This window comes from Actinomadura nitritigenes (assembly GCF_017573545.1).
GTDB lineage: Bacteria > Actinomycetota > Actinomycetes > Streptosporangiales > Streptosporangiaceae > Spirillospora > Spirillospora nitritigenes.
In genome coordinates this window covers 515,983-536,861 of record NZ_JAGEOK010000001.1, presented here as the reverse complement: position 1 = coordinate 536,861, position 20,879 = coordinate 515,983, and the positions used below count along the sequence as shown (strand labels likewise).

The following is a 20,879-nucleotide window of genomic DNA, read 5'->3' as shown; positions in this document are numbered from 1 at the left end:
GGGGTGCGTCAGATGCCCTCGGCGGACAGCAGCTGCCAGAAGTGGGTGATGGACGCGGCGCGGGTGCCGAGCTCGCGGCCCGAGTAGGTCCACCGGCCCCGCAGCCGCCACGGCCGTCCGGTGCCGTCCTGCACGTAGACCTGGAGCGGGAAGCACGCGTCGTGCGCGCGGATGACGCCGGCCGGGTCGACGGACGGGGCGAGCCGGGGCTCGCCCTCGCACCGCACGCCCATCACGGACGTGCGCGGGTCCTGGCGCAGCAGCCCCTGTGTCAGGTCGTACACCAGTACGGAGACGTAGTCGGGTCCGAGCCACCTGAGGTCTGGCACCGTCTCGGGCGGGGGGAACCCGTACAGTTCTGGACCGACGGTCACAGGCGCACGGTAGCGCTCCGTGCACGCTTTCGTCACTAGTTTCCCGGCGGGTTCTTCCGTCTCACCGGCCCTGCGCCGCCTCGGCGGCGCAGGGCGGAGGCGGGCCCCGCCGGGCGGCTACTCCGCGTCGCGGCAGGCGGACGTCATCGCCTCCCACCTGGCGAGCTTGACGCGTTCCCCGCGGTCGAGGCTGCGGGCGAGGGCGATCTCGGCGGCGTCGAGGTTGAGCCAGTCGGCGTAGCTGACGACCGGCAGCCCCCGCGCCTCCAGCAGCTCCTCGATGGTGCGCTTGGGCGCCGTGTCGGTGCCCTCCAGGTCCGCCAGGAGGTGACGGACGGTCTCGGCCGCGTCGGACTTGTTGGTGCCGACGACGCCGGACGGCCCGCGCTTGATCCACCCGGCGACGTACTCGCGGGGGACGGGGGAGCCGTCCGCGCCGAGGATCCGGCCGCCGTCGTTCGGCACGGTGAAGGACTGCTCGTCGAACGGGACGCCCTCCAGCGGGACGCTCTGGTACCCGACCGAGCGCAGCACCAGCCCGACCGGCAGCGTCTCGAACTCGCCGGTGCCGACGACGCGGCCCGACTCGTCCGGCGCCGTCCGCTCCAGCCGCAGGCCCTCGACGCGGTCGGTGCCGAGGATCTCGGCGGGCGCGCGCCAGAACCGGACGTCGATGTGGCGGGCGCGGCCGGGGGCGGGCTCGCCCGTCCAGCCGTTCAGCACCTTGACGTTGCCGCGCACGTGCCGGTCGTTCTCGGCGAGCTCGGCGCTGACGGGGTCGAGCTCCATGTCCTCGGGGCTGACGTGGATGCTGGCGTTGTCCAGCTCGCCGAGCTCGCGGGCCTCCTTGGTGGTGAACTTCGCCTGCGCGGGCCCGCGCCGGCCGATCATGTGGACGCGCTTCACCCGGCTCCGGCTCAGCGCCTCGATGACCTGCTCGGGGACGTCGGTGGCGCGCAGCTCCTCCGCCGTCTTGGCCAGGATCCGCACGACGTCGACGGCGACGTTGCCGACGCCGATGACGGCGGCCTCCTCGACCGACAGGTCGAAGGCGTGGTCGGCGGCGTCGGGGTGCCCGCAGTACCAGTTGACGAAGTCGGTGGCGGCGATGCTGCCCGGCAGCTCCTCGCCGGGGATCCGCATCTGCCGGTCGACCATCGCGCCGGTGCAGTAGATGACGGCGTCGTAGCAGTCGAGCAGGTCGGCGCGGGTGAGGTCGCGGCCGAGCTCGACGCAGCCGAAGAACCGCACGGCCGGGTTCTCCAGCACCCGCTGCAGGTACTTGGCGATCGACTTGATCGACGTGTGGTCGGGCGCGACGCCGTAGCGGACCAGGCCGTACGGGGTCGGCAGCCGGTCGAACACGTCCACCCGGACGTTCCCGTCGGTCTGCTTCACGAGGGCCTCGGCGGCGTAGATGCCGGCGGGCCCGGAGCCGATCACCGCGACGAGCACAGGGGAAGCCATGCGCGTATTGTGCCGACCCGCACGCCAAAAGAACACCGTGACTCCGGTCACGGGATCCTTTAACGCGCCTGCGGCGCGGCCGTCAGGAACGGCCGGACGCGGCGGCGATCCCGACGCGGCTGTGGTGGCGGCCGTAGCCGAAGTAGATGATCGAGCCGACCACCATCCAGGCCAGGAACCGGTACCAGGTCTCCAGCGGCAGGTTGATCATGACGAAGAGGCAGCCCAGCACCGACAGGATCGGGATCACCGGCACGAGCGGGGTGCGGAAGGCGCGCGGCAGGTCGGGCCGGGTGCGGCGCAGGATCAGCACGCCGACCGACACCAGCAGGAACGCGAACAGCGTGCCGATGTTGACCAGCTCGGCGAGCTTGGCCAGCGGGATGAACCCGGCCAGCACGGCGACGACGCCGCCCATGATGACCGTCGACAGCCACGGGGTGCCGAACCGCGGGTGGATGGCCGACAGCCACGGCGGCAGCAGCCCGTCCCGGCTCATCGCGAAGAACACCCGGCTCTGCCCGAGCAGCAGGATGAGCACGACGGCGATGAGGCCGATGACGGCGCCGACGTCGATGACCGTGGCGAACGCGGAGTGCCCGACGGCCTTGAACGCGTCCGCGAGCGGCGCGGCGTCGGAGAGCTTCTTGTAGTTCTGCATCCCGGCGACGACCGTCGACACCGCCGCGTAGAGGAGCGCGGTGATGACGAGGGAGCCGATCAGGCCGATCGGCAGGTCGCGCTGCGGGCGGCGGGCCTCCTCGGCGGCGGTGGCGACGATGTCGAAGCCGATGTAGGCGAAGAAGACGATGGCGATCGCGGCGAAGATGCCGAGCCAGCCGTAGCTGACCGGGGTGATCCCGAAGATCACCTGCATCAGCGGCGCCGCCGCGCCCTTCACCGACGGGTTCGGCTCCGAGGGCGGGATGAACGGGTGGTAGTTCTCGCCCTTGACGAAGAAGAGCCCGGCGACGATGACCAGCAGGACGACGGACACCTTCACCACGACGACGACCGCGTTCACCCGCGAGGAGATCTTCACCCCGAGGACGAGCAGCCCCGTCACCACCAGCACCAGCGCGATCGCCGGGACGTTGACGACGCCGCCGCTGCTGCCCGGCGGGTTGGTGATCGCGGCGGGCAGGTGCACGCCCGCGCTGTCCAGCAGCGACGCGAAGTACCCCGACCATCCGACCGACACCACCGCCGCGCCGAGCGCCAGCTCCAGGATGAGGTCCCAGCCGATGATCCAGGCCGGGAACTCGCCGAGGGTGGCGTAGGAGAACGTGTAGGCCGAGCCCGCGACCGGGACGGTGGAGGCGAACTCGGCGTAGCACAGCGCGGCCAGCGCGCACACGACGGCGGCGAGGATGAACGAGATCGCGACCGCCGGGCCCGCCTTCTCCTTCGCGACCTGCCCGGTGAGGACGAAGATGCCCGTGCCGACGATGACGCCGATGCCGAACACGACGAGGTCGAGGGCGGACAGGTCGCGGCGCAGCCGGTGCCCGGGTTCCTCGGTGTCCTTGATGGACTGTTCGACCGACTTGGTGCGCAGCAGGTTCATCGTCGGCTCCTCGGCGTCACGTCGTTGTGACACCCCTATGCCCGGATGCGCGCCGCTTATGATCACCCACCGCCCGCGGATCGCGGGCGGTGGGCGGTCGTCTCAGGCGGGAAGCGAGGCCGTGCCGGGGGCGAGGAAGCGGCGGCCGGTCGTCCTCTCGGCGATGCCCGACCGGTCCAGGTACGGGGTGATGCCGCCGAGGTGGAACGGCCAGCCCGCGCCGAGGATCATGCACAGGTCGATGTCCTCGGGCGCCGCGACGACGCCCTCGTCCAGCATGATCCGGATCTCGTCGGCGAGCGCGGCGAGCGCCCGGTCGAGGACCTGCTCCTCGGTGGACGGGCTCGTGCCGCCGCCGAAGATCGCCACGACCTCGGGGGCGAGGGAGAAGTCCGGCAGGTAGACGCCCCGCTTGCCGGCCGCGACCATCTTCGCCAGGTTGTCCGACAGCGGGAACCGGTCCGGGAACGCGCCGTGCAGGGTCTCGTTGACGTGCAGCGCGATCGCCGGGCCGACCAGCCCCATCAGCACGAACGGCGGCATCGGCAGGCCGAGCGGCGCGGCGGCGCGCTCGGCGACCTCGATCGGGGTGCCCTCGTCGACCGTCTTGACGATCTCGGCGAGCAGCCGCAGCAGGACGCGGTTGACCACGAACGCCGGGGCGTCCTTGACCAGCACGCACGACTTCTTCAGCGCCTTGCCGGTCGCGAACGCGGTGGCGAGGGCCGCGTCGCCGGTCCGCTCGCCCCGGACGATCTCCAGCAGCGGCAGCACCGCGACCGGGTTGAAGAAGTGGAACCCGACGACCCGCTCGGGGTGCCGCAGCCCCGCGGCCATCTCCGTGACCGACAGGGAGGAGGTGTTGGTGGCGAGCACGCAGTCGGCGGAGACGTGCTCCTCGACCTCGGCGAACACCTTCTGCTTGACCGACATCTCCTCGAACACGGCCTCGATGACGAAGTCGGCGTCGGCGAACGCGTCCTTGGTCAGCGAGCCGGTGATCAGCGCCTTCAGCCGGTTGGCCTTGTCGGGCGACAGGCGGCCCTTGCCGAGCAGCTTGTCGATCTCGCCGTGCGCGTAGCCGACGCCCTTGTCCAGCCGGTCCTGGTCGAGGTCGGTCAGCACGACCGGGACCTCCAGGCGGCGCGCGAACAGCAGCGCGAGCTGCGAGGCCATCAGGCCCGCGCCGACGACGCCGACCTTGGTGACCTTGCGGGCGAGGGACGTGTCCGGCGCGCCGGCGGGGCGCTTCGCGCGCTTCTGGGTGAGGTCGAAGGCGTACAGCCCGGCGCGCAGCTCGTCGCTCATGATGAGGTCGGCGAGCGCCTCGTCCTCGGCGGCGAAGCCCTCGTCGCGGCTCCGGTCCTTCGCGGCGGCGACCAGGTCGAGGGCGCGGGTGAACGAGGGCGCCGCGCCGTGCAGCCTGCCTTCGAGGTTCCAGCGGGCCATCGCGATCGCGTCGTCCCACGCCTTGCCCTTGTCGACCTCGGGCCGCGTCACGGTGATCTCGCCGTTGAGGACGCGGGCCGTCCAGGCGAGCGACTCCTCCAGGAAGTCGGCCGAGTCGAAGATCGCGTCCGCGATGCCCAGCTCGTAGGCCTGCCGGCCCTTCAGCATCCGGTTCTGCGCGAGCGGGTTGTCGATGACGACCTTCAGCGCCTTCTCCGCGCCGATCAGGTTCGGCAGCAGGTACGTGCCGCCCCAGCCGGGCACCAGGCCGAGGAACGCCTCCGGCAGCGCGAACGCCGGGACGCCCGACGAGATCGTCCGGTAGGTGCAGTGCAGGCCGATCTCGACGCCGCCGCCCATCGCCGCGCCGTTGTAGTACGCGAACGACGGGACGCCGAGCTCGCCGAGCCGCCGGAACACGTCGTGGCCGAGCCTGCCGATGGCCCGCGCGTCCGCGTGGTCGCTGATCAGCGGCACGCCCTTGAGGTCGGCGCCGACCGCGAAGATGAACGGCTTGCCGGTCACGCCGACGGCGACGATGTCGTCCCGTCCGGCGACGCGGTCGAGGGCCGCGTCCAGCTCGGCGAGCCCGTTCGGGCCGAAGGTGTTCGGCTTGGTGTGGTCGTGGCCGTTGTCGAGCGTGATCAGCGCGAGCGTGCCCGCGCCGTGGGGGAGCGCCACGTCCCGGACGTACGCGTGCGTGACGACCTCGTCCCCGAACACCTCTCCGAGGTTGCTCACCGCGTCGCTCACTTCGCGCCCTCCCACTTCACGTTCTCCCAGAGGACGGTCCCGCCCATGCCCATGCCGACGCACATCGTCGTGAGCCCGTAGCGCACGTCGGTGCGCTGCTCGAACAGCCGGGCCAGCTGGTTCATCAGCCGCACGCCGGACGAGGCGAGCGGGTGGCCGATCGCGATCGCGCCGCCCCACGGGTTCACCCGCGCGTCGTCGTCGGCGATCTTGAAGTGCTCCAGGAACGCCAGCACCTGCACGGCGAACGCCTCGTTGATCTCGATGAGGCCGATGTCGTCCATGGTCAGGGAGTTGCGGGCGAGCAGCTTCTCGGTCGCGGGGACGGGCCCGACGCCCATCACCTCCGGCTCGACGCCGGCGAACGAGAAGTCGACCAGCCGCATCCTCGGCGCGAGGCCGAGGTCGCGGGCGACGTCCTCGGCGGCCAGCAGGCACGCCGTCGCGCCGTCGTTGAGGCCGGCGGCGTTCCCCGCGGTGACGTTGCCGTGCACGCGGAACGGGGTCTTCAGCTTCGCGAGGTCGTCCATCGTCGTGCCGGGGCGCGGCGGCTCGTCCTCGGTCGCGAGCCCCCACCCCTGCTCGGCGGAGCGGATCGCGGTCGGGACCAGGTCCGGCTGGATCTTCCCGGCGGCGTAGGCGGCGGCGACCTTCTGCTGGCTGCGCACGGCGTAGGCGTCCGCGCGCTCCTTGGTGATCTGCGGGAACCGGTCGTGCAGGTTCTCCGCGGTCGAGCCCATGACCAGCGCCGACGGGTCGACGAGCCGGTCGGCGAGGAACCGCGGGTTCGGGTCGACGCCCTCGCCCATCGGGTGCCGGCCCATGTGCTCGACGCCGCCCGCGATGGCGACGTCGTAGGAGCCGAACGAGATGCCGGCGCCGGTCGTGGTGACGGCGGTCATGGCGCCCGCGCACATCCGGTCGATCGCGTAGCCGGGGACGCTCTTCGGCAGCCCGGCGAGCACGGCGGCGGACCGGCCGATGGTGAGGCCCTGGTCGCCGGTCTGGGTGGTGGCGGCGATCGCGACCTCGTCCACCCGCTCCGGCGGGAGGGACGGGTTGCGGCGCATCAGCTCGCGGATCGCGCGGACGACCAGGTCGTCGGCGCGGGTCTGCGCGTACAGGCCCTTGGGGCCGGCCTTGCCGAACGGCGTGCGTACGCCGTCGACGAACACGACGTCGCGTGCGGTGCGAGGCACGGGTCGTCCTCCCTGCGGATGGGCGGTGTGGTGGAAGCGTCGAGCCCCGTGCCGCCCGGCGCGTCTGGAACGGATGGCCGTCGATCGGGCGGCACGAGTGCCCGCACCCGCGATGCTACTCGCAGGTAACCACAAAGGCTACTCGTCAGTAACCACTGACCGGGCGGCGCCCTTGTTCGGCCGGGGGCTCGTGGGTAACGTGGCTCGAAATCACCGGAGGAGGCGCGGTGACGCACGCGAGGCCCGTGTACCGGCCAGGGCTGCGCCGGCGGATCGGGCACGTCCGCGACCTCGCCGCCCTGCTGCTGCGCACGGGACTGCTGCTGTCCGGCGGGCCCCGCCGCGTCGGCCGCCAGCTCGGCGCGCTGCGCCGCTGGGGCACCTCCCTCGCCGGCGTCCTCACCGCCGCCGCCGCGCACTCGCCGTCCCGCCCGGCCCTGGTCGACGACGCGGGCGTGCTGTCCTTCGGCGAGCTCGACGACCGCGCCACCCGCCTCGCCGCCGGGCTGCCGCTGCAGGGCCCCCGCCCGCGCGTCGGCGTGCTGTGCCGCAACCACCGCGGCATGGTCGAGACGCTCGTCGCGTGCAGCAAGCGCGGCGCCGAGGTCGTGCTGCTCAACACCGGCTTCGGAGCGGGCCAGATCCGCGCCGTGCTCGGCGAGCTGCGCCCCGCGCTGATCGTCGCCGACGCCGAGTTCGCACCGCTGCTGGCCGAGGTTCCGATCGCGCTGCGCCGCACCGTGCTGTGGGCCGACCGCCGGCCCGGCCCGCGCGGCGGCTCGCCCGACGGCTCCTCCGCGAGCCCGTCCGGGCCGGGGACCCCACTGGCCGCGCCCGTCGCCGCGCCGCCCGCCGTCGACCCCGCCGGGCCCGTCGCCGGTGCGCCCGGCACCGCCGAGACCGGGCCGAGCATCGACGAGGTCATCGACTCGGTGCCCGCGCCGGAGACCGCGCCGGGCCCGCCGCAGATCCAGAGCCGGACGATCATGCTCAGCTCCGGCACCACCGGCCGTCCCAAGGGCGCCCGCCGCCCGCCCCGCCCGGGGCTGTGGCCGCTGGCCTCGATGACCTCCCGGATCCCGCTGCGCACCCGGCAGACCATGATCATCGAGGCGCCGCTGTTCCACACCTGGGGCTACGCCGCGCTCCAGATGGCGTGGGCGCTGCGCGCCCCGATCGTCCTGCACCGCAGGTTCGACCCCGAGCGGACGCTGCGCTCGATCGCCTCCCACCGCGACACCGTCGTGTTCGCCGTCCCCGTCATGCTCCAGCGCATCCTGGAGCTGGCGCCGCAGCGGCGCGAGCTGTACGACACCTCGTCCCTGCGGATCGTCGCGCTCAGCGGCGCCGCCCTGCCCGGCGACCTCGCCACCCGGTTCATGGACGCGTTCGGCGATCGGCTCTACAACGTCTACGGCTCCACCGAGGCGTCCTGGGTGTCCATCGCCACCCCGCGCGACCTGCGGATCGACCCGCGCACCGCAGGCCGCCCGCCGCGCAACACCTCGCTCGTCATCGTCGGCGCCGACGGCCGCCGCGTCGGCCGCTCCACCATCGGCGAGATCTTCGCCGCGAACGAGCTGCTCTTCGAGGGGTACACCGGCGGCGAGCCGATGCAGGTCCGCGACGGGCTGCTCGCCACCGGCGACCTCGGCCACATCGACCACCGCGGCCTGCTGTTCGTGGACGGCCGCGCCGACGGCATGGTCGTCTCCGGCGGCGAGAACGTCGTGCCGCGCGACGTCGAGGACGCGATCCTGCGGCTCCCCGAGGTCCACGAGGCCGCCGTGATCGGCGTCCCGGACGACGACTGGGGCCAGCGCCTGGCCGCCTTCGTCGTGCTGCGCCCCGGCGCCCGGCTCGACGCCGAGTCCGTCCGCGCGTACGTGCACGCGCAGGTCGCCCGGTACGCGGTGCCGCGCGACGTCCACTTCATCCCCGAACTGCCCCGCAACGCCACCGGCAAGGTCGTGCACCGCTGGCTCACCGCGGGCACCGACCGGCCCCGTCCCGAGGGCCGCGTCGACTGGCCGCAGCCGCCGCCCTGGCCGCTGCCCGCGGAGCACGCCGGCTGACCCGCCCCGGCCCTCACCCCGGGCACGTCTCGCGCGGGCCGCGGCCCTCACGCGGGGGCCAGGGCCTCCCGCCCGACCGCGGGCAGCCGGACCGTGATCGACAGCCCGCCGCCCCGCCGCGGGACCGTCTCGATCGTCCCGCCGTGCGCGCCCACCACCGCCCGCACGATCGACAGGCCCAGCCCCGCGCCGTCCGCCGACCCCACCCGGTCCGCCCGCAGCCGCCGGAACGGCTCGAAGATCCGCGTCGCCTCGTGCGCCGGGACGGGCCGTCCCGTGTTCACCACCTGCAGGAACGCCTCCCCGTCCCGGACCCCCGTGCGCACCCACACCCGGCCGTCGCGCACGTTGTACTTCACCGCGTTCTCCAGCAGGTTCATCGCGCACCGCTCCAGCAGCACCGGGTCGCCCGCCACCTCCGCCGGCGCCAGCCGCGCCTCCACGTCCACCTCGCCGGTGCGCCCGTCCAGGTCGCCGAGCGCGCCGCGCACCACGTCCGGCAGCGGCGTCGGCGTCCGCGACGCCGGCTCCCGCTCCGACCGGGCGAGGAGCAGCAGCCCCTCGATCAGCCGCTCGTGCCGTTCGGTGTTGCCGAGCAGCACGTCCGCGAGCGCCTTGGTCTCCGGCGGGTTCTTCCGGCTGGCGAGGGCGACCTCCAGCACCGTCCGGTTGATCGTCAGCGGCGTGCGCAGCTCGTGCGAGGCGTTCGCGACGAACCGGCGCTGCGCGTCGAACGCCCGGTGCAGCCGGTCGAGCATCCGGTCGAACGTGTCGGCCAGGTCCTTGATCTCGTCCTGCGGGCCGTCCAGCGCGATCCGCTCGTGCAGGGTGCTCTCCGACAGCCGCCGCGCCGTCGCCGTCACCTTGTGCAGCGGGCGCAGCATCCGCCCCGCCACCAGGTAACCGATCACCACCGCGAGGACGCCGAGCGCCACCATCGTCAGCAGCGAGGTCTGCAGCAGCCGCTCCAGCACGTCGTGCTTCTGCTGCGCGAGCTGCCGGTTCGCCTCCGCCTTCAGCGCCAGCACCTGGCTGAGGTCCTTCTTCGCCACGAGTATCCGTAGCTGGGCGCTGACCTGTGGGTCCGCGGCGGTCCGTTCCGGCAGCCGCTGGTCCAGCGTCCGCGCCGTCAGGACGTACATCACCGCGACCAGCACCGCCGACGTCACCAGGAACAGCGACCCGTACACCAGCGTCAGCCGCGTCCGGACGCTCAGCCGCGGCGTCCGGACCCGCCCGCGCACCCTCCCGCGCACGCTCATCGCGCCTCCAGCCGGTACCCGGACCCGGTGACCGTCTCGATCACCGGGGGCTCGCCGAGCTTGCGGCGCAGCGTCGCCATCGTCACCCGGACGATGTTGCTGAACGGGTCGATGTTCTCGTCCCACGCCCGCTCCAGCAGGCGTTCCGCGCTCACCACCCCGCCCTCGGCGCGCAGCAGCTCCTCCAGCACGGCGAACTCCTTGTTCGTCAGCCGCAGCTCCCGGCCGTCCCGCGCCACCCGGCGGCGGTGCGGGTCCAGCCGGATCCCGCGGCGCTCCAGCACCGGCGGCACCGGCGCCCCCGACCGCCGCGCCAGCGCGCGCACCCGCGCCACCAGCTCGCCGAACACGAACGGCTTCGGCAGGTAGTCGTCGGCCCCGAGCGACAGCCCGTCCACCCGGTCCTCGACGTCCCCGGCCGCCGTCAGCATGAGGATCCGCGCGGGGCCGCGCCGCTCCGCGAGCTCCCGGCACACGTCGTCACCGTGCACGGTCGGCAGGTCCCGGTCGAGCACGACGACGTCGTACTCGGTGTAGGACGCCCGCTCCAGCGCGTCGTCCCCGTCGTACACGACGTCGACCGCCATGGCCTCCTCGCGCAGGCCCTCGGCGATCGTGTCCGCGAGCACCCGCTCGTCCTCCACGATCAGCACACGCATGCGGCGAGCATGGCCCAACGGGGGTTAAACGCCTGTAAGGGCGGCGTGGACCCCCGCTCGTCAGGGCTCTCGTCAGGGCTTGCGCGCGACCCCGCCGGCGCAGGCCACCGCGGGAAGCTCCCCGTCCGGGTCCGGGCGCCACCGCGTCACGGGCACGACCCCGGGCGGCAGCACGTCCAGGCCGTCGAGGTACCGGGCGATCTGCTCGGGACTGCGCGGCGTGTACGGGACGGCGCCGCTCCCGGAGTTGAACGCCTCGATGGCCTCCATGTACGCCGGATCGTCGTCGGTGCCGTCGTAGACCGCCAGGTAGCTGCCCGACGTCAGCGGAGCCATCAGCCGCCGGACGACGTCGCGGGCCTGGCCGTAGTCCTCGACGAGACCGAGGATGCCCATCAGCATCAGCGCGACGGGCTCATCGAGGTCCAGCGTCCGCGCGGCCTGGGCCAGGATCGGCTCCGGATCCCGCACGTCGGCCTCGATGTAGTCGGTGGCGCCCTCGGGGCTGCTGGTCAGCAACGCCCTCGCGTGCACGAGCACCAGCGGGTCGTTGTCGACGTACACGACGCGGGCCTCCGGCGCGATCCGCTGCGCGACCTCGTGCGTGTTGTCCATGGTCGGCAGGCCGGTGCCGATGTCGAGGAACTGCCGGATCCCCGCCTCGTCGGTCAGGAAGCGCACCACCCGCGTCAGCATCTGCCGGGACCGGCGGGCCATGTCGACCATCCCGGGGAAGGTCCGGAAGATCTGCTCGCCCGCCCGGCGGTCGACGGGGAAGTTGTCCGTGCCCCCCAGGAGGAAGTTCCAGATCCGCGCCGAATGCGGCACGGTCGTGTCGATCTCGGGCCGTTGGTCCATGCCAGCTCCTCGGTCTCCGGAGGCGGTGCCGACCACCGGAAACCTTCCCCGGACTCGCCCGGATACCCGTCGTGCCGCGCCGGTACGACCGTCCCGGGGCTAGAGTCCCACCTTCCGCCAGCCCCTGCTCACCAGCGGCTCCAGGAAGAGCAGCAGCAGGCCGTAGTAGGAGACCTGGGGGAACGCGACCCCCAGAGCCAGGGCGAGGAGCAGCAGCACCACGGTGGAGAGGCCGCCGCGCATCGCCGCAGCCGTCGGAGGGTCGTCCTCCGACGCCACCCCGGCGGCCCGGTAGGAGATCACGGTGATCAGGGTCTGGCACACCGACGCGGCGAGGACGTTGCCGATGTAGAACCCGATGGTGAAGCGGTCGTGCGCGGAGTAGGAGGCGACCATCTCGGTGGTGAACGGCAGCACGACGATGGCCAGCACCCACCCCGCGTTCCACAGCATCAGAGCGCGCGTGTAGCCGCGGATGTGCTCGAACGTCCGGTGGTGCACCAGCCACAGGCGGATGATCACCACGAAGCTGAGCAGGAAGCTGTAGATCTGCGCCTTGTGCTCGGTGATCACCTCGCTGGACGCCCCGTGCCCGCGCACCGTCTCCGGCACCACGTCGACCAGCGGCAGGACCAGCAGGGTCACGGCGATGGCCACGACGGCGTCGGTGAAGAGGACCAGCCGATCAGGGTCCCGGGAGATCGCTCGCGACATGGAGGGTGATGCTACTAGCGGCGCCAGCAGGTGTAGGAGACGGTGGCGGTGCCGCCCGGCGAGAAGGCGACCGACCCTCCGCCGCCCCCGCCGACGTAGCAGAGCACCGTCGGCCGGACCACCACGGTCACCGTCGTCGAACGCCCCGCCTTGAGCGTCCCCGCGCCGGACGCGCTGACCCGCCCTCCCCACGTGCGCACCGACGTGACCGCCCAGCGGACCGTCCCGCCCATCGCCGTCAGCCGCACCGGGCACGATCTCGGCAGCCCGGCGACGCCGAGCCCGTGGCACCCGCCGTCGCTCACCGCCAGCCGCCCGGACCCGCCCCCGCGCGGTCCGTGCCTCGCCGGCCTCCTCCCGGCGGGCTCGTCCTTCCCGCCTTTCTCCTTCTCGTCCTTCCTCACCTGCCCGTCCTTCCGCGCGGGCGAGACCGTCACCGGCGGCGGGCTCTGCTCCGGCGTCGCCACCGCCGCCGTCGGCCCCGGCCGGGGCGCCCCGTCCCCGCCGCCCGACTCGGACGCCGCCACCACCCCGGCCGCCAGCACCGCCGCGGCCGCCGCCCCGATCACCGCGATCCGCCTGCGCCCCCGTTCCGGCCTGCGGCACTCGTCGCGGACCACCTCGTACAGCCAGTCCCGGAACGTTCCCGCGTCGGGGACGTCCGCCCCGTCGGCCCGCAGCGCGAGCAGCGCCGCCCGCACGGCCCGCACCGCCCGCCCGTGGTCGCCGAGCAGCCCCTCCGCGTACTCGACGAGCGCGGGCCCGTACACGTTGTAGACGTGGCCGACCGCCCCGGGCCGCTGCCTCCGGAGCCCCTCGACCAGCCGGAAGTCCTCGTTCAGCGGGGGCGCGGCATTGCTGGGCACGAACGGATTATGGCCGACCGGGCACGCTCGGTTATGTGCCTGGAGCGCACACCGTCACCCCGCCCTTTGTCACCGAACCCAACACCCCGCCCGCCTCACCCGGATCCCGTGTCCACCGTCCGCAGGAAGGCGGTGATCTCGTTCGCGACGACGTCGGGCATTTCGAGACCGCACAGGTGGCCGAGGTCGCTCAGCAGGACCGCGCGCCCGCCCGGGATGCGCCGCACGTCGTCGAGCTGCTTGGCCTGGTCGACGACGACGTCCTTGCCGCCGATGATGGAGCAGGACGGCACGCGCAGCCCCGGCAGTTCGTCGGCCTGGCTCGTCAGCGCGCCTCCGGCGAGCCAGCCGTGCCACATCCGCTCGGTGACGGTCAGCATGCTGTCCGCCAGAGGCGACGTCTTCGACGGGTCCACGGAGATCGCCGCGACTCCCCGCGCGAGGGCCTCGGCGTCGCCGTACACGGCGTCGAAGCCGGCGATCACCTCGTCCTCGGCGGTCGTCCCCGCGGCGTTCCACGGGACGATGCCGATCAGCGCACGCACCTCGTCCGGGTGGTCGAGCGCCATGCGCAGCGCGATCGCACCGCCGAGAGAACAGCCGGCCAGGCAGTGGGCGCCGACGCCGGCGTCCTTGATCGCCTCGCGCAGGGTCGCGGCCAGCGCGGGCAGCCTCCCGTCCGCCGGCGCGCCGGCGGACCGGCCGTGTCCGGGCAGGTCGAAGACCAGGACGCGGAATCCGCTCAGGTGCCGCGCGATCCCGGCCATCAGCTCGGCCGAGGCGCCGAAGCCCGGCAACAGGACGAGTGTCGCCGGCCCCTGGCCGTGTTCTTCCCAGTACATGCCTGAACCGGTCTGCGGCATCGCATTCCCCTCGGCTCGGTGAGATCCCGTCGGTCACAGGTCACTGTCGCCGCAGAAGGAGGCCGGTGGCTTGTACGAATGTCCGCCGTTTCTCGGCTCGCTTAGCATGGGGCGATGCGGTCCACCGTGCACGGAGCCGGCGACGCGGCGGTGTGGGACGTCGCGTACCCCGATCGGCCCAGCCGGATGGCCGGTGTCGCCTTCGCCGGGTTCTGCCGGGGCGAGACCGCGGCGGACCACCGGCTCGTCCCCCATGCGAGCGTGATCGTCGCCCTCGACTTCGGTGCGGGGCCGTCCATCGTCGAGGACGCCGCCGGCGGGCGGTTCCAGGGAAGCCTCGTCGGCGGGCTCGGATACAGCGGGTCGGTCCGGGTGCGCGGCGAGAACATCGCGTGCGTGCAGGTGCGCCTGTCCCCGGTGGTCGCCCGTGCGGTCCTGGACGTCGGCCCAGCCGACCTGGGCGGTGCCGTGGTCAGGTTGGACGACCTGTGGGGCCGGCGAGCGTCGCTCATCAGCGAGCGATTGAGCGAGACCTCCTCCTGGGACGACCGCTTCGCGCTGGTCGAAACGCTGCTCGCCGACCGGTACGAGGACAGGGCGGCGGCGGACCCGGAGGTGGTCCGGGCCTGGGACCGGATCGTCGCCGCCCGCGGCCGGCTGCGGGTCGAGACGCTGGCGGCCGAACTCGGATGGAGCCGCAAGCGCCTGTGGGCCCGGTTCGCCGCGCAGATCGGCCTGCCGCCCAAGCGTGCTGCGAAGCTGGTCCGCTTCGACCGCGCCGCCCACCGGCTGTCCGCCGGGCAGGACGCGGCGCGGGTCGCGGCCGACGGCGGCTACACCGACCAGTCCCACCTGCATCGGGACGTCATGGCGTTCGCCGGGGTCACCCCGGCGACCCTGGCCGAGGAGAGCCGCCGGACCACGGCGGCGCTCGCGGAACCGGCCGGCCCGCTGCGGCGCCCGGCACGCGGCGGGTCCGCGAGCGGGAACGCCGGGCGTGCGGTGGTGGCGAGGCCGGGCCCCGCCTGGGCCATGTGCGCCCAGTGACCGTCCCGCGAGCCCGGGTGCGGCGGCGTTGACCGCGGGAGCGGACATTTCTCCAAGACGGCCGGCGGTGCGGTTGCGATGGTGGCGGCCATGCCTGGTCATGAAGGAGAACGCTCATGTGGATGAAGCGCTGTGCCGCCCTGGCCGTCGCCGCGGTGATCGGGGTCGCCGCCTCGTCGCCGGCGCACGCGACGAGTGACCCGTCCCGCGATGCCCCCTTGCGGACGGAGATCCGGAATCTCGTCGACGTCGACGGCGTGCCCGGCGTGGCCGCGGTCACGAGCCACGACGGGCGGCCGGTGCGGCGGATGGCCGCCGGCCTCGCGGACATCCCCGCGGGCCGGGCGATGCGACCCGACGACCGGTTCCGGATCGCCTCGATCACCAAGACCTTCGTGGCCGCGGTGGTGGTGCAGCTGGTCGCGGAGCACCGGCTCGCCCTCGACCAGCCGATCGCGGGGCTCCTGCCCGAACCGGTCCCGCACGCCGACCTCATCACCGTGCGGGACCTGCTCGACCACGCCAGCGGACTCTTCGACTACTCGGCCGATCCTCGCTTCGACCCCGGGGCCGCGTACACGCCCGCGCAGCTCATCGCTCTGGGCGCGGGGCATCCGCCCTACTTCACGCCTGGGACCGGCTTCTTCTACTCCAGCACCAACTACATCGTCCTCGGCGAGATCGTTCGCCAGGTCACCGGCCACACGATCCAGGACGAGGTGCGGACTCGCCTGATCCGCGCCCTCCACCTGACGAGCACGTCCTTCCCCACCGCGACGACGGTCGCACCCCGTCAGGCACGCGGCTACGTCTTCGCCGCTCCGCTGCCGCCCCGTTCCGGTCCCGCACTCGACGCGACCACCCGGACGAGCGCCGCCGCGGCCGGGGCGGCGGCCGCGATGGTGTCGACGGGCGACGACGTCGACCGGTTCCTTGGAGCGCTGCTCGGCGGGCGGCTCGTCTCGCGGCACCTGCTCGCAGAGATGAAGCGGCCCACGCCGGGAGCCGATGCGTTCTTCGCCGCCGTCGGAATGCCCGGCGTTGGCTACGGCCTCGGCCTGACGATCATCTCGACTCCGTGCGGAACCGCCTACGGCTCTCTCGGAGACATCGACGGATACACCTCCAGCGTGATGCAGCGCGGCCATCGCCGCGTCGCGCTGCTCATGAACACCAACTCCCTGCAGCCCGCGCTGCGCCGGCAAACGCTCTCCATCGCCGAGCAGGAACTCTGCCGCGTCGGCTAGGGCGTGTTTCGAAATGGGGCGATCGTGTGGGTGAGCAAGGGCGGCGACTACGATCGACGGATGCCCCTAGGCCACCTTGGCGTAAATGTCCGGGACCTTGGCCAAGCCAAGGCGTACTACGACGAGTTAATGCCCCTGGTCGGCTTCGAAACCTTCTTCGCCACCGAGGAGGAGTTCTCCTACCGTCCGGCGGGCGGCAAGCCAGGCACGTATCTGTTCTTCTATCCGGCATTGGAGGACGGCGACTACTCGCGCCACCGTCCGGGTCTCCAGCACCTCGCTTTCATGGTGAAGACTCGAGAGGAGGTCGACCGTCTGCACGAGTGGGCGGTCAAGCGGGGCGCGAACGTGCTCTATGAGCCCCAGGAGTTCCCGCAGTACGGCCCCACCTACTACGCCACCTTCTGGGAAGGTCACGACGGCGTCACTTTGGAGACCGTCTGCCACCATTAGCCGCCCCACCCAAGCCGCGCACCCACCTCGCTTCCCATGCCGCCTAATGCACGTTTAACGCGGGGGTGGGTTTGGTGGGTGCCGCTGGGCCGGGTGGCCCGGCGGAGAGGCGGGCATGGGGATTCGGGTGATCGTGGTGGCCGGGGCCGTTCTGTTCGGGGCGGTGGCGTGCGGGGGCGGCGGGGACGGGGACGGGGTCGCGAGTGCCGGGGGCGCTGCGGCGAAGGCGTCCGCGTCGCCCAGCCGGTCGCTGAGCCCGGAGGACGCGCAGTTGAAGTTCGCGCAGTGCATGCGGCAGAACGGGGTGGACGTCCCGGACCCCGGGAGCGGGCACGCGGAGACGATGCGGATCGGGAAGGGCGCCGGCCGGGAGAAGCTCCAGGCGGCGATGAAGGAATGCCAGTCGTGGCTGCAGGCGGGCGGGAAGATGCCCGATCTGAAGGACCCGAAGGTGCGCGACCAGTACGTGAAGTTCGCGCAATGCATGCGGGAACACGGGATCGACGTGAAGGACCCGGACCCCGACGGGACGATCCAGATCCCGACGGGGAAGGTCGACCCGGAGGCCGTGAAGAAGGCGCGGGAAGCGTGCAAGGCCCTCGTCCCGGGGTCGGGGAAGTGAGGCGCGCCGTGGCGGCGGGCGGGGCCGCGGCCGTCGTGGTGGCGGCCGGCGGGGGAGCGCTCGCCTGGACGTCCGGCGACGGGAGGGGCGCGGAGCCGCCGGCGGCGCGGCTCGGCACGGCGGCCGTGACCAGGGGCGACCTCGTGGACACCGAGAAGGTGGACGGGAAGCTCACCTACGGCGACGAGCGCGAGGTGTGGGCGGGGACGTCCGGGATCGTGACGTGGGCGCCGGAACAGGGCGCGACGGTCCGGAGGGGCGGGACGCTGCTGCGGGTCGCGGGTGATCCGGTCACCCTGATGTACGGGGGCGTGCCGATGTACCGGGTCCTCATGGAGGGCGACTCGGGCAAGGACGTCCGGGAGCTGGAGGAGAACCTGCGGGCCCTCGGGTACGGCGGGATGACCGTGGACGGCGACTTCACCGGCGCGACCGAGGCCGCGGTGGAGGAGTGGCAGGACGACCGGGGCCTCGATCGGACCGGCACGGTCTCGCCCGGTCAGGTGGTCTTCCTCGCGGGCGCCGTGCGGGTGAAGGAGGTGAAGGCGCCGGAGGGGAAGCGGGCCGTGCAGGGGCAGCCGGTGCTGACGGTCGCCGGGACGCGGCGGGTCGTGCACATCGACCTGGACGCCGACAAGCAGGACATGGCGCGCGTGGGGGAGAAGGTGCGGGTCGAGCTGCCCGGCGGGAGGACCGTGGACGGGACGGTCGCGAAGGTCGGGAGCGTCGCCGAGACGACCGGGTCGGGGCAGGACCAGAAGACCACCGTGGGCGTCGACGTGTCGCTGGGCGGCGAGGGGACGGGCCGGCTCGACGAGGCGCCGGTCGGCGTCGAGCTGGAGAGCGAGCGGCGGAAGGACGTGCTGTCGGTGCCGGTGGAGGCGCTGCTGGCGCTCAAGGAGGGCGGCTTCGGGCTGGAGGTCGTGGACGGGGCGCGGCGGCGGCTCGTCCCGGTGCGGACGGGGGCGTTCGGCGGCGGGCGCGTCGAGGTGGCGGGCGACGGCGTCCGCGAGGGCGTCCGGGTGGGGGTGCCGGCCGAATGAGGCTCGGAGACGGTGTGGCCGGCGACGCGATCGTGGAGCTGGCCGGGGTGACGAAGGAGTACGGGAGCGTCGCGGCGCTGCGCGGCGTGGACCTGGTGATCGGGACGGGGGAGCTGGTGGCGATCGTCGGGCCGTCCGGGTCGGGGAAGTCGACGCTGCTGCACATGATCGGGACGCTGGACCGGCCGACGGCGGGCCTGGTGAGGGTGGCCGGCCATGACGTGGCGCGGCTGAGCGACCGGGAGCTGTCGGCGCTGCGGGCGCGGCACATCGGGTTCGTCTTCCAGCAGTTCCATCTCGCGCCGGGCGCCAGCGCCCTCGACAACGTGGCCGACGGGCTGCTCTACAGCGGGGCGAGCCTGAAGGAGCGGCGCAAGCGCGCGCGGGAGGCGCTGGAACGGGTGGGGCTCGGCGAGCGGACGGGGCACCGGCCGCACCAGCTGTCGGGCGGCGAGCAGCAGCGGGTCGCGGTGGCGCGCGCGGTGGCCGGCGGGCCGGACCTGCTGCTGGCCGACGAGCCGACCGGCAACCTCGACACGGCGGCCGGGACCGGGGTGCTGGCGCTGCTGGACGAGCTGAACCGGGCCGGCACCACCGTCGCGATCATCACGCACGACCTGGACGTCGCGGCTCGCGCGCCGCGGCGGGTGCGGGTCCGGGACGGGCTGGTCGTCGAGGACGAGCGGGCGGGGGCGAGGAGCCGATGAGCGGGCTCGCCCCGGCGCGGCTCGGGCCGCGGGACGTCGTGCGGACCGGGCTCGCGGGGCTGCGGACGCGTCCGGCGCGGGCGGTGCTGTCGGCGCTCGGCATCGCGATCGGGATCGCGACGATGGTCGCGGTCGTCGGGATCTCGTCGTCGAGCAGGGAGGACCTGCTGCGGCGCCTGGACCGGCTCGGCACGAACCTGCTGACGGCGAAGCCGGGCAGCACGCTGTTCGGCGACCGGGCGGAACTGCCGGAGACCGCGCCGGAGATGGTGCGGCGGATCGGCCCGGTCACCGGGGTCGGCGCGACCGGGTCGGTGGACGCGACGGTGCGCCGCACCGACCGGATCCCGGCGGAGGTGACGCAGGGCATCGCGGTGCAGGCGGCCTCGCCGGACCTCCTCGCGACGCTCGGCGCCGGCACCGCGAGCGGCCGGTGGCTGAACGCGGCGACCGAGCGGTATCCCGGCATGGTGCTCGGCTCCGAGGCGGCGCGGCGGCTCGGCGTCGACGCGGCGGGCGGCCGGGTCTTCGCCGGCGGCCGCTGGTTCGTCGTGCTGGGCGTGCTGCGGCCCGCGGAACTGGCGCCGGAGATCGACCGGTCCGCGCTCGTCGGCTGGGACGCCGCGGAACGCCACCTCGGCTTCGACGGGCATCCGACGACGATCTACGAGCGGTCCACCGACGCGTCGGTGAACGGTGTGCGGGACGTCCTGGCCCGCACCGTGAACCCGGAGCACCCCGAGGAGGTCGAGGTCGCCCGGCCGTCGGACGCGCTGCGGGCGAAGGCGGAGGCGGCGGGCGCGTTCACCGGGCTGCTGCTCGGGCTCGGCGCGGTGGCGCTGCTGGTCGGCGGCGTCGGGGTGGCGAACACGATGGTGGTGTCGGTGCTGGAGCGGCGCCGCGAGATCGGGCTGCGCCGCTCGCTCGGCGCCACCCGCGGCCAGGTGCGGACGCAGTTCCTCGCCGAGTCGCTGCTGCTGTCGGCGTCCGGCGGAGCGGCGGGCGTGCTGCTCGGCGCCGCGGTGACCGCCGGGTTCGCGGCGGCGAGGGGCTGGCCGTCGGTCCTGCCGGGGTGGGCGCCCGCCGGCGCGCTCGGCGCGACGCTGCTGATCGGCACGGTCGCGGGCCTGTACCCGGCGGTGCGGGCGGCACGGCTGTCGCCGACGGTCGCGCTGGCCGCGGTGTGACGGGGCTCCGATCCGGAATCGGCTCTGGCCTCGATTCGGCGAACCGGTGCATGATGGGGGCGCCGACGACGTCCTCCCGGGAGGTGCCCGCACAGCCATGCCCGTGCCACGTCCGCTGCGCGAGCGTTGCCGCGAGTTCCTCGGTACCGACGGCGAGATCCGCTACATCTTCCCCGCGAGGTCCTACGGCGGCGGGGCGGGGTTCATCTTCGTCGTCACCGACGACCAGGTCGCCGTGATCTCGACCGGTCCGCTGGGGCGCAGCACGCCGAAGAGCATCTGGGGCGCCTACCCGCGCGGCACCCGGATCGGCCCGGTGGAGACCGGCGCGGGCGCGTCCTTCGAGTTCGGCGGCGCCGCGTTCGAGGTGGACGACGAGTACGTCCCGGTCGTCAACGCCGCCGACAGCGAGGTCTTCGCCCGCGACACCCTGCCCCGCGACCCGCTGCCCGACCTCTAGCCGGCGC

General features: G+C 73.5%; 20 protein-coding genes. 9 read left to right on the top strand and 11 right to left on the bottom strand.

From position 1 onward, the window contains the following. Window positions 1-8: 8 nt before the first annotated feature. From J4557_RS02180 to J4557_RS02160, 5 genes are all read right to left on the bottom strand, one after another. Complete coding sequence (locus J4557_RS02180) at window positions 9-374, bottom strand: hypothetical protein (RefSeq protein WP_151544249.1); 366 nt, start codon at window positions 372-374, stop codon at window positions 9-11. 117 nt (window positions 375-491) lie between these two features. Continuing rightward, a complete protein-coding gene (locus J4557_RS02175) occupies window positions 492-1,841 on the bottom strand; it encodes an FAD-dependent oxidoreductase (RefSeq protein ID WP_208264574.1) in 1,350 nt (449 codons plus the stop codon). 82 nt (window positions 1,842-1,923) lie between these two features. Next, window positions 1,924-3,408 carry an amino acid permease gene (locus tag J4557_RS02170; RefSeq protein ID WP_208264573.1) on the bottom strand — a complete coding sequence of 495 codons (1,485 nt, stop codon included), beginning with the start codon at window positions 3,406-3,408 and terminating at the stop codon, window positions 1,924-1,926. A gap of 102 nt (window positions 3,409-3,510) precedes the next feature. Continuing rightward, on the bottom strand, window positions 3,511-5,610 hold the full coding sequence (locus J4557_RS02165) for a 3-hydroxyacyl-CoA dehydrogenase NAD-binding domain-containing protein (protein WP_307799302.1): 2,100 nt from the start codon (window positions 5,608-5,610) through the stop codon (window positions 3,511-3,513). Then, window positions 5,607-6,809 (bottom strand): thiolase family protein, encoded by a 1,203-nt coding sequence (locus tag J4557_RS02160; protein ID WP_208264572.1) that lies wholly within the window; start codon window positions 6,807-6,809, stop codon window positions 5,607-5,609. Before J4557_RS02160 ends, J4557_RS02165 begins: the two co-directional genes overlap by 4 nt. A gap of 227 nt (window positions 6,810-7,036) precedes the next feature. Between J4557_RS02160 and J4557_RS49200 the strand changes: the two genes are divergently transcribed. Then, complete coding sequence (locus tag J4557_RS49200) at window positions 7,037-8,884, top strand: AMP-binding protein (protein ID WP_307799301.1); 1,848 nt, start codon at window positions 7,037-7,039, stop codon at window positions 8,882-8,884. Window positions 8,885-8,931: 47 nt separating this feature from the next. On the opposite strand, the gene J4557_RS02150 is transcribed toward J4557_RS49200, so the two are convergent. From J4557_RS02150 to J4557_RS02125, 6 genes are all read right to left on the bottom strand, one after another. Continuing rightward, window positions 8,932-10,146: a sensor histidine kinase gene (locus J4557_RS02150; RefSeq protein ID WP_243775098.1), complete on the bottom strand. Its 1,215-nt coding sequence runs from the start codon at window positions 10,144-10,146 to the stop codon at window positions 8,932-8,934. Beyond that, window positions 10,143-10,805 (bottom strand): response regulator transcription factor, encoded by a 663-nt coding sequence (locus tag J4557_RS02145; RefSeq protein WP_208264571.1) that lies wholly within the window; start codon window positions 10,803-10,805, stop codon window positions 10,143-10,145. The genes J4557_RS02150 and J4557_RS02145 overlap by 4 nt, the downstream gene beginning before the upstream one ends. Before the next feature lie 72 nt (window positions 10,806-10,877). Next, window positions 10,878-11,663, bottom strand: a complete 786-nt coding sequence (locus J4557_RS02140; RefSeq protein ID WP_208264570.1) for an SAM-dependent methyltransferase — start codon at window positions 11,661-11,663, stop codon at window positions 10,878-10,880. A gap of 99 nt (window positions 11,664-11,762) precedes the next feature. Then, the gene (locus J4557_RS02135) at window positions 11,763-12,377 is read right to left on the bottom strand and encodes a TMEM175 family protein (protein ID WP_208264569.1); all 615 of its coding nucleotides are present in this window, start codon (window positions 12,375-12,377) and stop codon (window positions 11,763-11,765) included. A gap of 14 nt (window positions 12,378-12,391) precedes the next feature. Then, window positions 12,392-13,243 (bottom strand): RNA polymerase sigma factor, encoded by an 852-nt coding sequence (locus J4557_RS02130; RefSeq protein ID WP_208264568.1) that lies wholly within the window; start codon window positions 13,241-13,243, stop codon window positions 12,392-12,394. 95 nt (window positions 13,244-13,338) lie between these two features. Further along, window positions 13,339-14,106 (bottom strand): alpha/beta fold hydrolase, encoded by a 768-nt coding sequence (locus J4557_RS02125; RefSeq protein ID WP_208264567.1) that lies wholly within the window; start codon window positions 14,104-14,106, stop codon window positions 13,339-13,341. A 114-nt stretch (window positions 14,107-14,220) separates the two neighbouring features. On the opposite strand from J4557_RS02125, the gene J4557_RS02120 reads away from it, so the two are divergent. The 8 genes from J4557_RS02120 to J4557_RS02090 all read left to right on the top strand — a co-directional run bounded on the left by J4557_RS02120 (window position 14,221) and on the right by J4557_RS02090 (window position 20,872). Next, window positions 14,221-15,153: a helix-turn-helix domain-containing protein gene (locus tag J4557_RS02120; RefSeq protein WP_208264566.1), complete on the top strand. Its 933-nt coding sequence runs from the start codon at window positions 14,221-14,223 to the stop codon at window positions 15,151-15,153. A 116-nt stretch (window positions 15,154-15,269) separates the two neighbouring features. Continuing rightward, the gene (locus J4557_RS02115) at window positions 15,270-16,400 is read left to right on the top strand and encodes a serine hydrolase domain-containing protein (RefSeq protein ID WP_208264565.1); all 1,131 of its coding nucleotides are present in this window, start codon (window positions 15,270-15,272) and stop codon (window positions 16,398-16,400) included. 24 nt (window positions 16,401-16,424) lie between these two features. Further along, complete coding sequence (locus J4557_RS02110) at window positions 16,425-16,853, top strand: VOC family protein (RefSeq protein WP_208264564.1); 429 nt, start codon at window positions 16,425-16,427, stop codon at window positions 16,851-16,853. Window positions 16,854-16,968: 115 nt separating this feature from the next. Continuing rightward, complete coding sequence (locus tag J4557_RS49195) at window positions 16,969-17,475, top strand: hypothetical protein (protein WP_243775097.1); 507 nt, start codon at window positions 16,969-16,971, stop codon at window positions 17,473-17,475. Then, window positions 17,472-18,518, top strand: coding sequence for a peptidoglycan-binding protein (locus J4557_RS49190; protein WP_307799300.1), 1,047 nt, complete (start codon window positions 17,472-17,474; stop codon window positions 18,516-18,518). Before J4557_RS49195 ends, J4557_RS49190 begins: the two co-directional genes overlap by 4 nt. Further along, a complete protein-coding gene (locus J4557_RS02100; protein ID WP_208264562.1) occupies window positions 18,515-19,225 on the top strand; it encodes an ABC transporter ATP-binding protein in 711 nt (236 codons plus the stop codon). Before J4557_RS49190 ends, J4557_RS02100 begins: the two co-directional genes overlap by 4 nt. Next, window positions 19,222-20,412 carry an ABC transporter permease gene (locus J4557_RS02095; protein ID WP_208264561.1) on the top strand — a complete coding sequence of 397 codons (1,191 nt, stop codon included), beginning with the start codon at window positions 19,222-19,224 and terminating at the stop codon, window positions 20,410-20,412. Before J4557_RS02100 ends, J4557_RS02095 begins: the two co-directional genes overlap by 4 nt. 97 nt (window positions 20,413-20,509) lie before the next feature. Continuing rightward, the gene (locus J4557_RS02090; RefSeq protein ID WP_208264560.1) at window positions 20,510-20,872 is read left to right on the top strand and encodes a hypothetical protein; all 363 of its coding nucleotides are present in this window, start codon (window positions 20,510-20,512) and stop codon (window positions 20,870-20,872) included. Window positions 20,873-20,879: the final 7 nt, after the last annotated feature.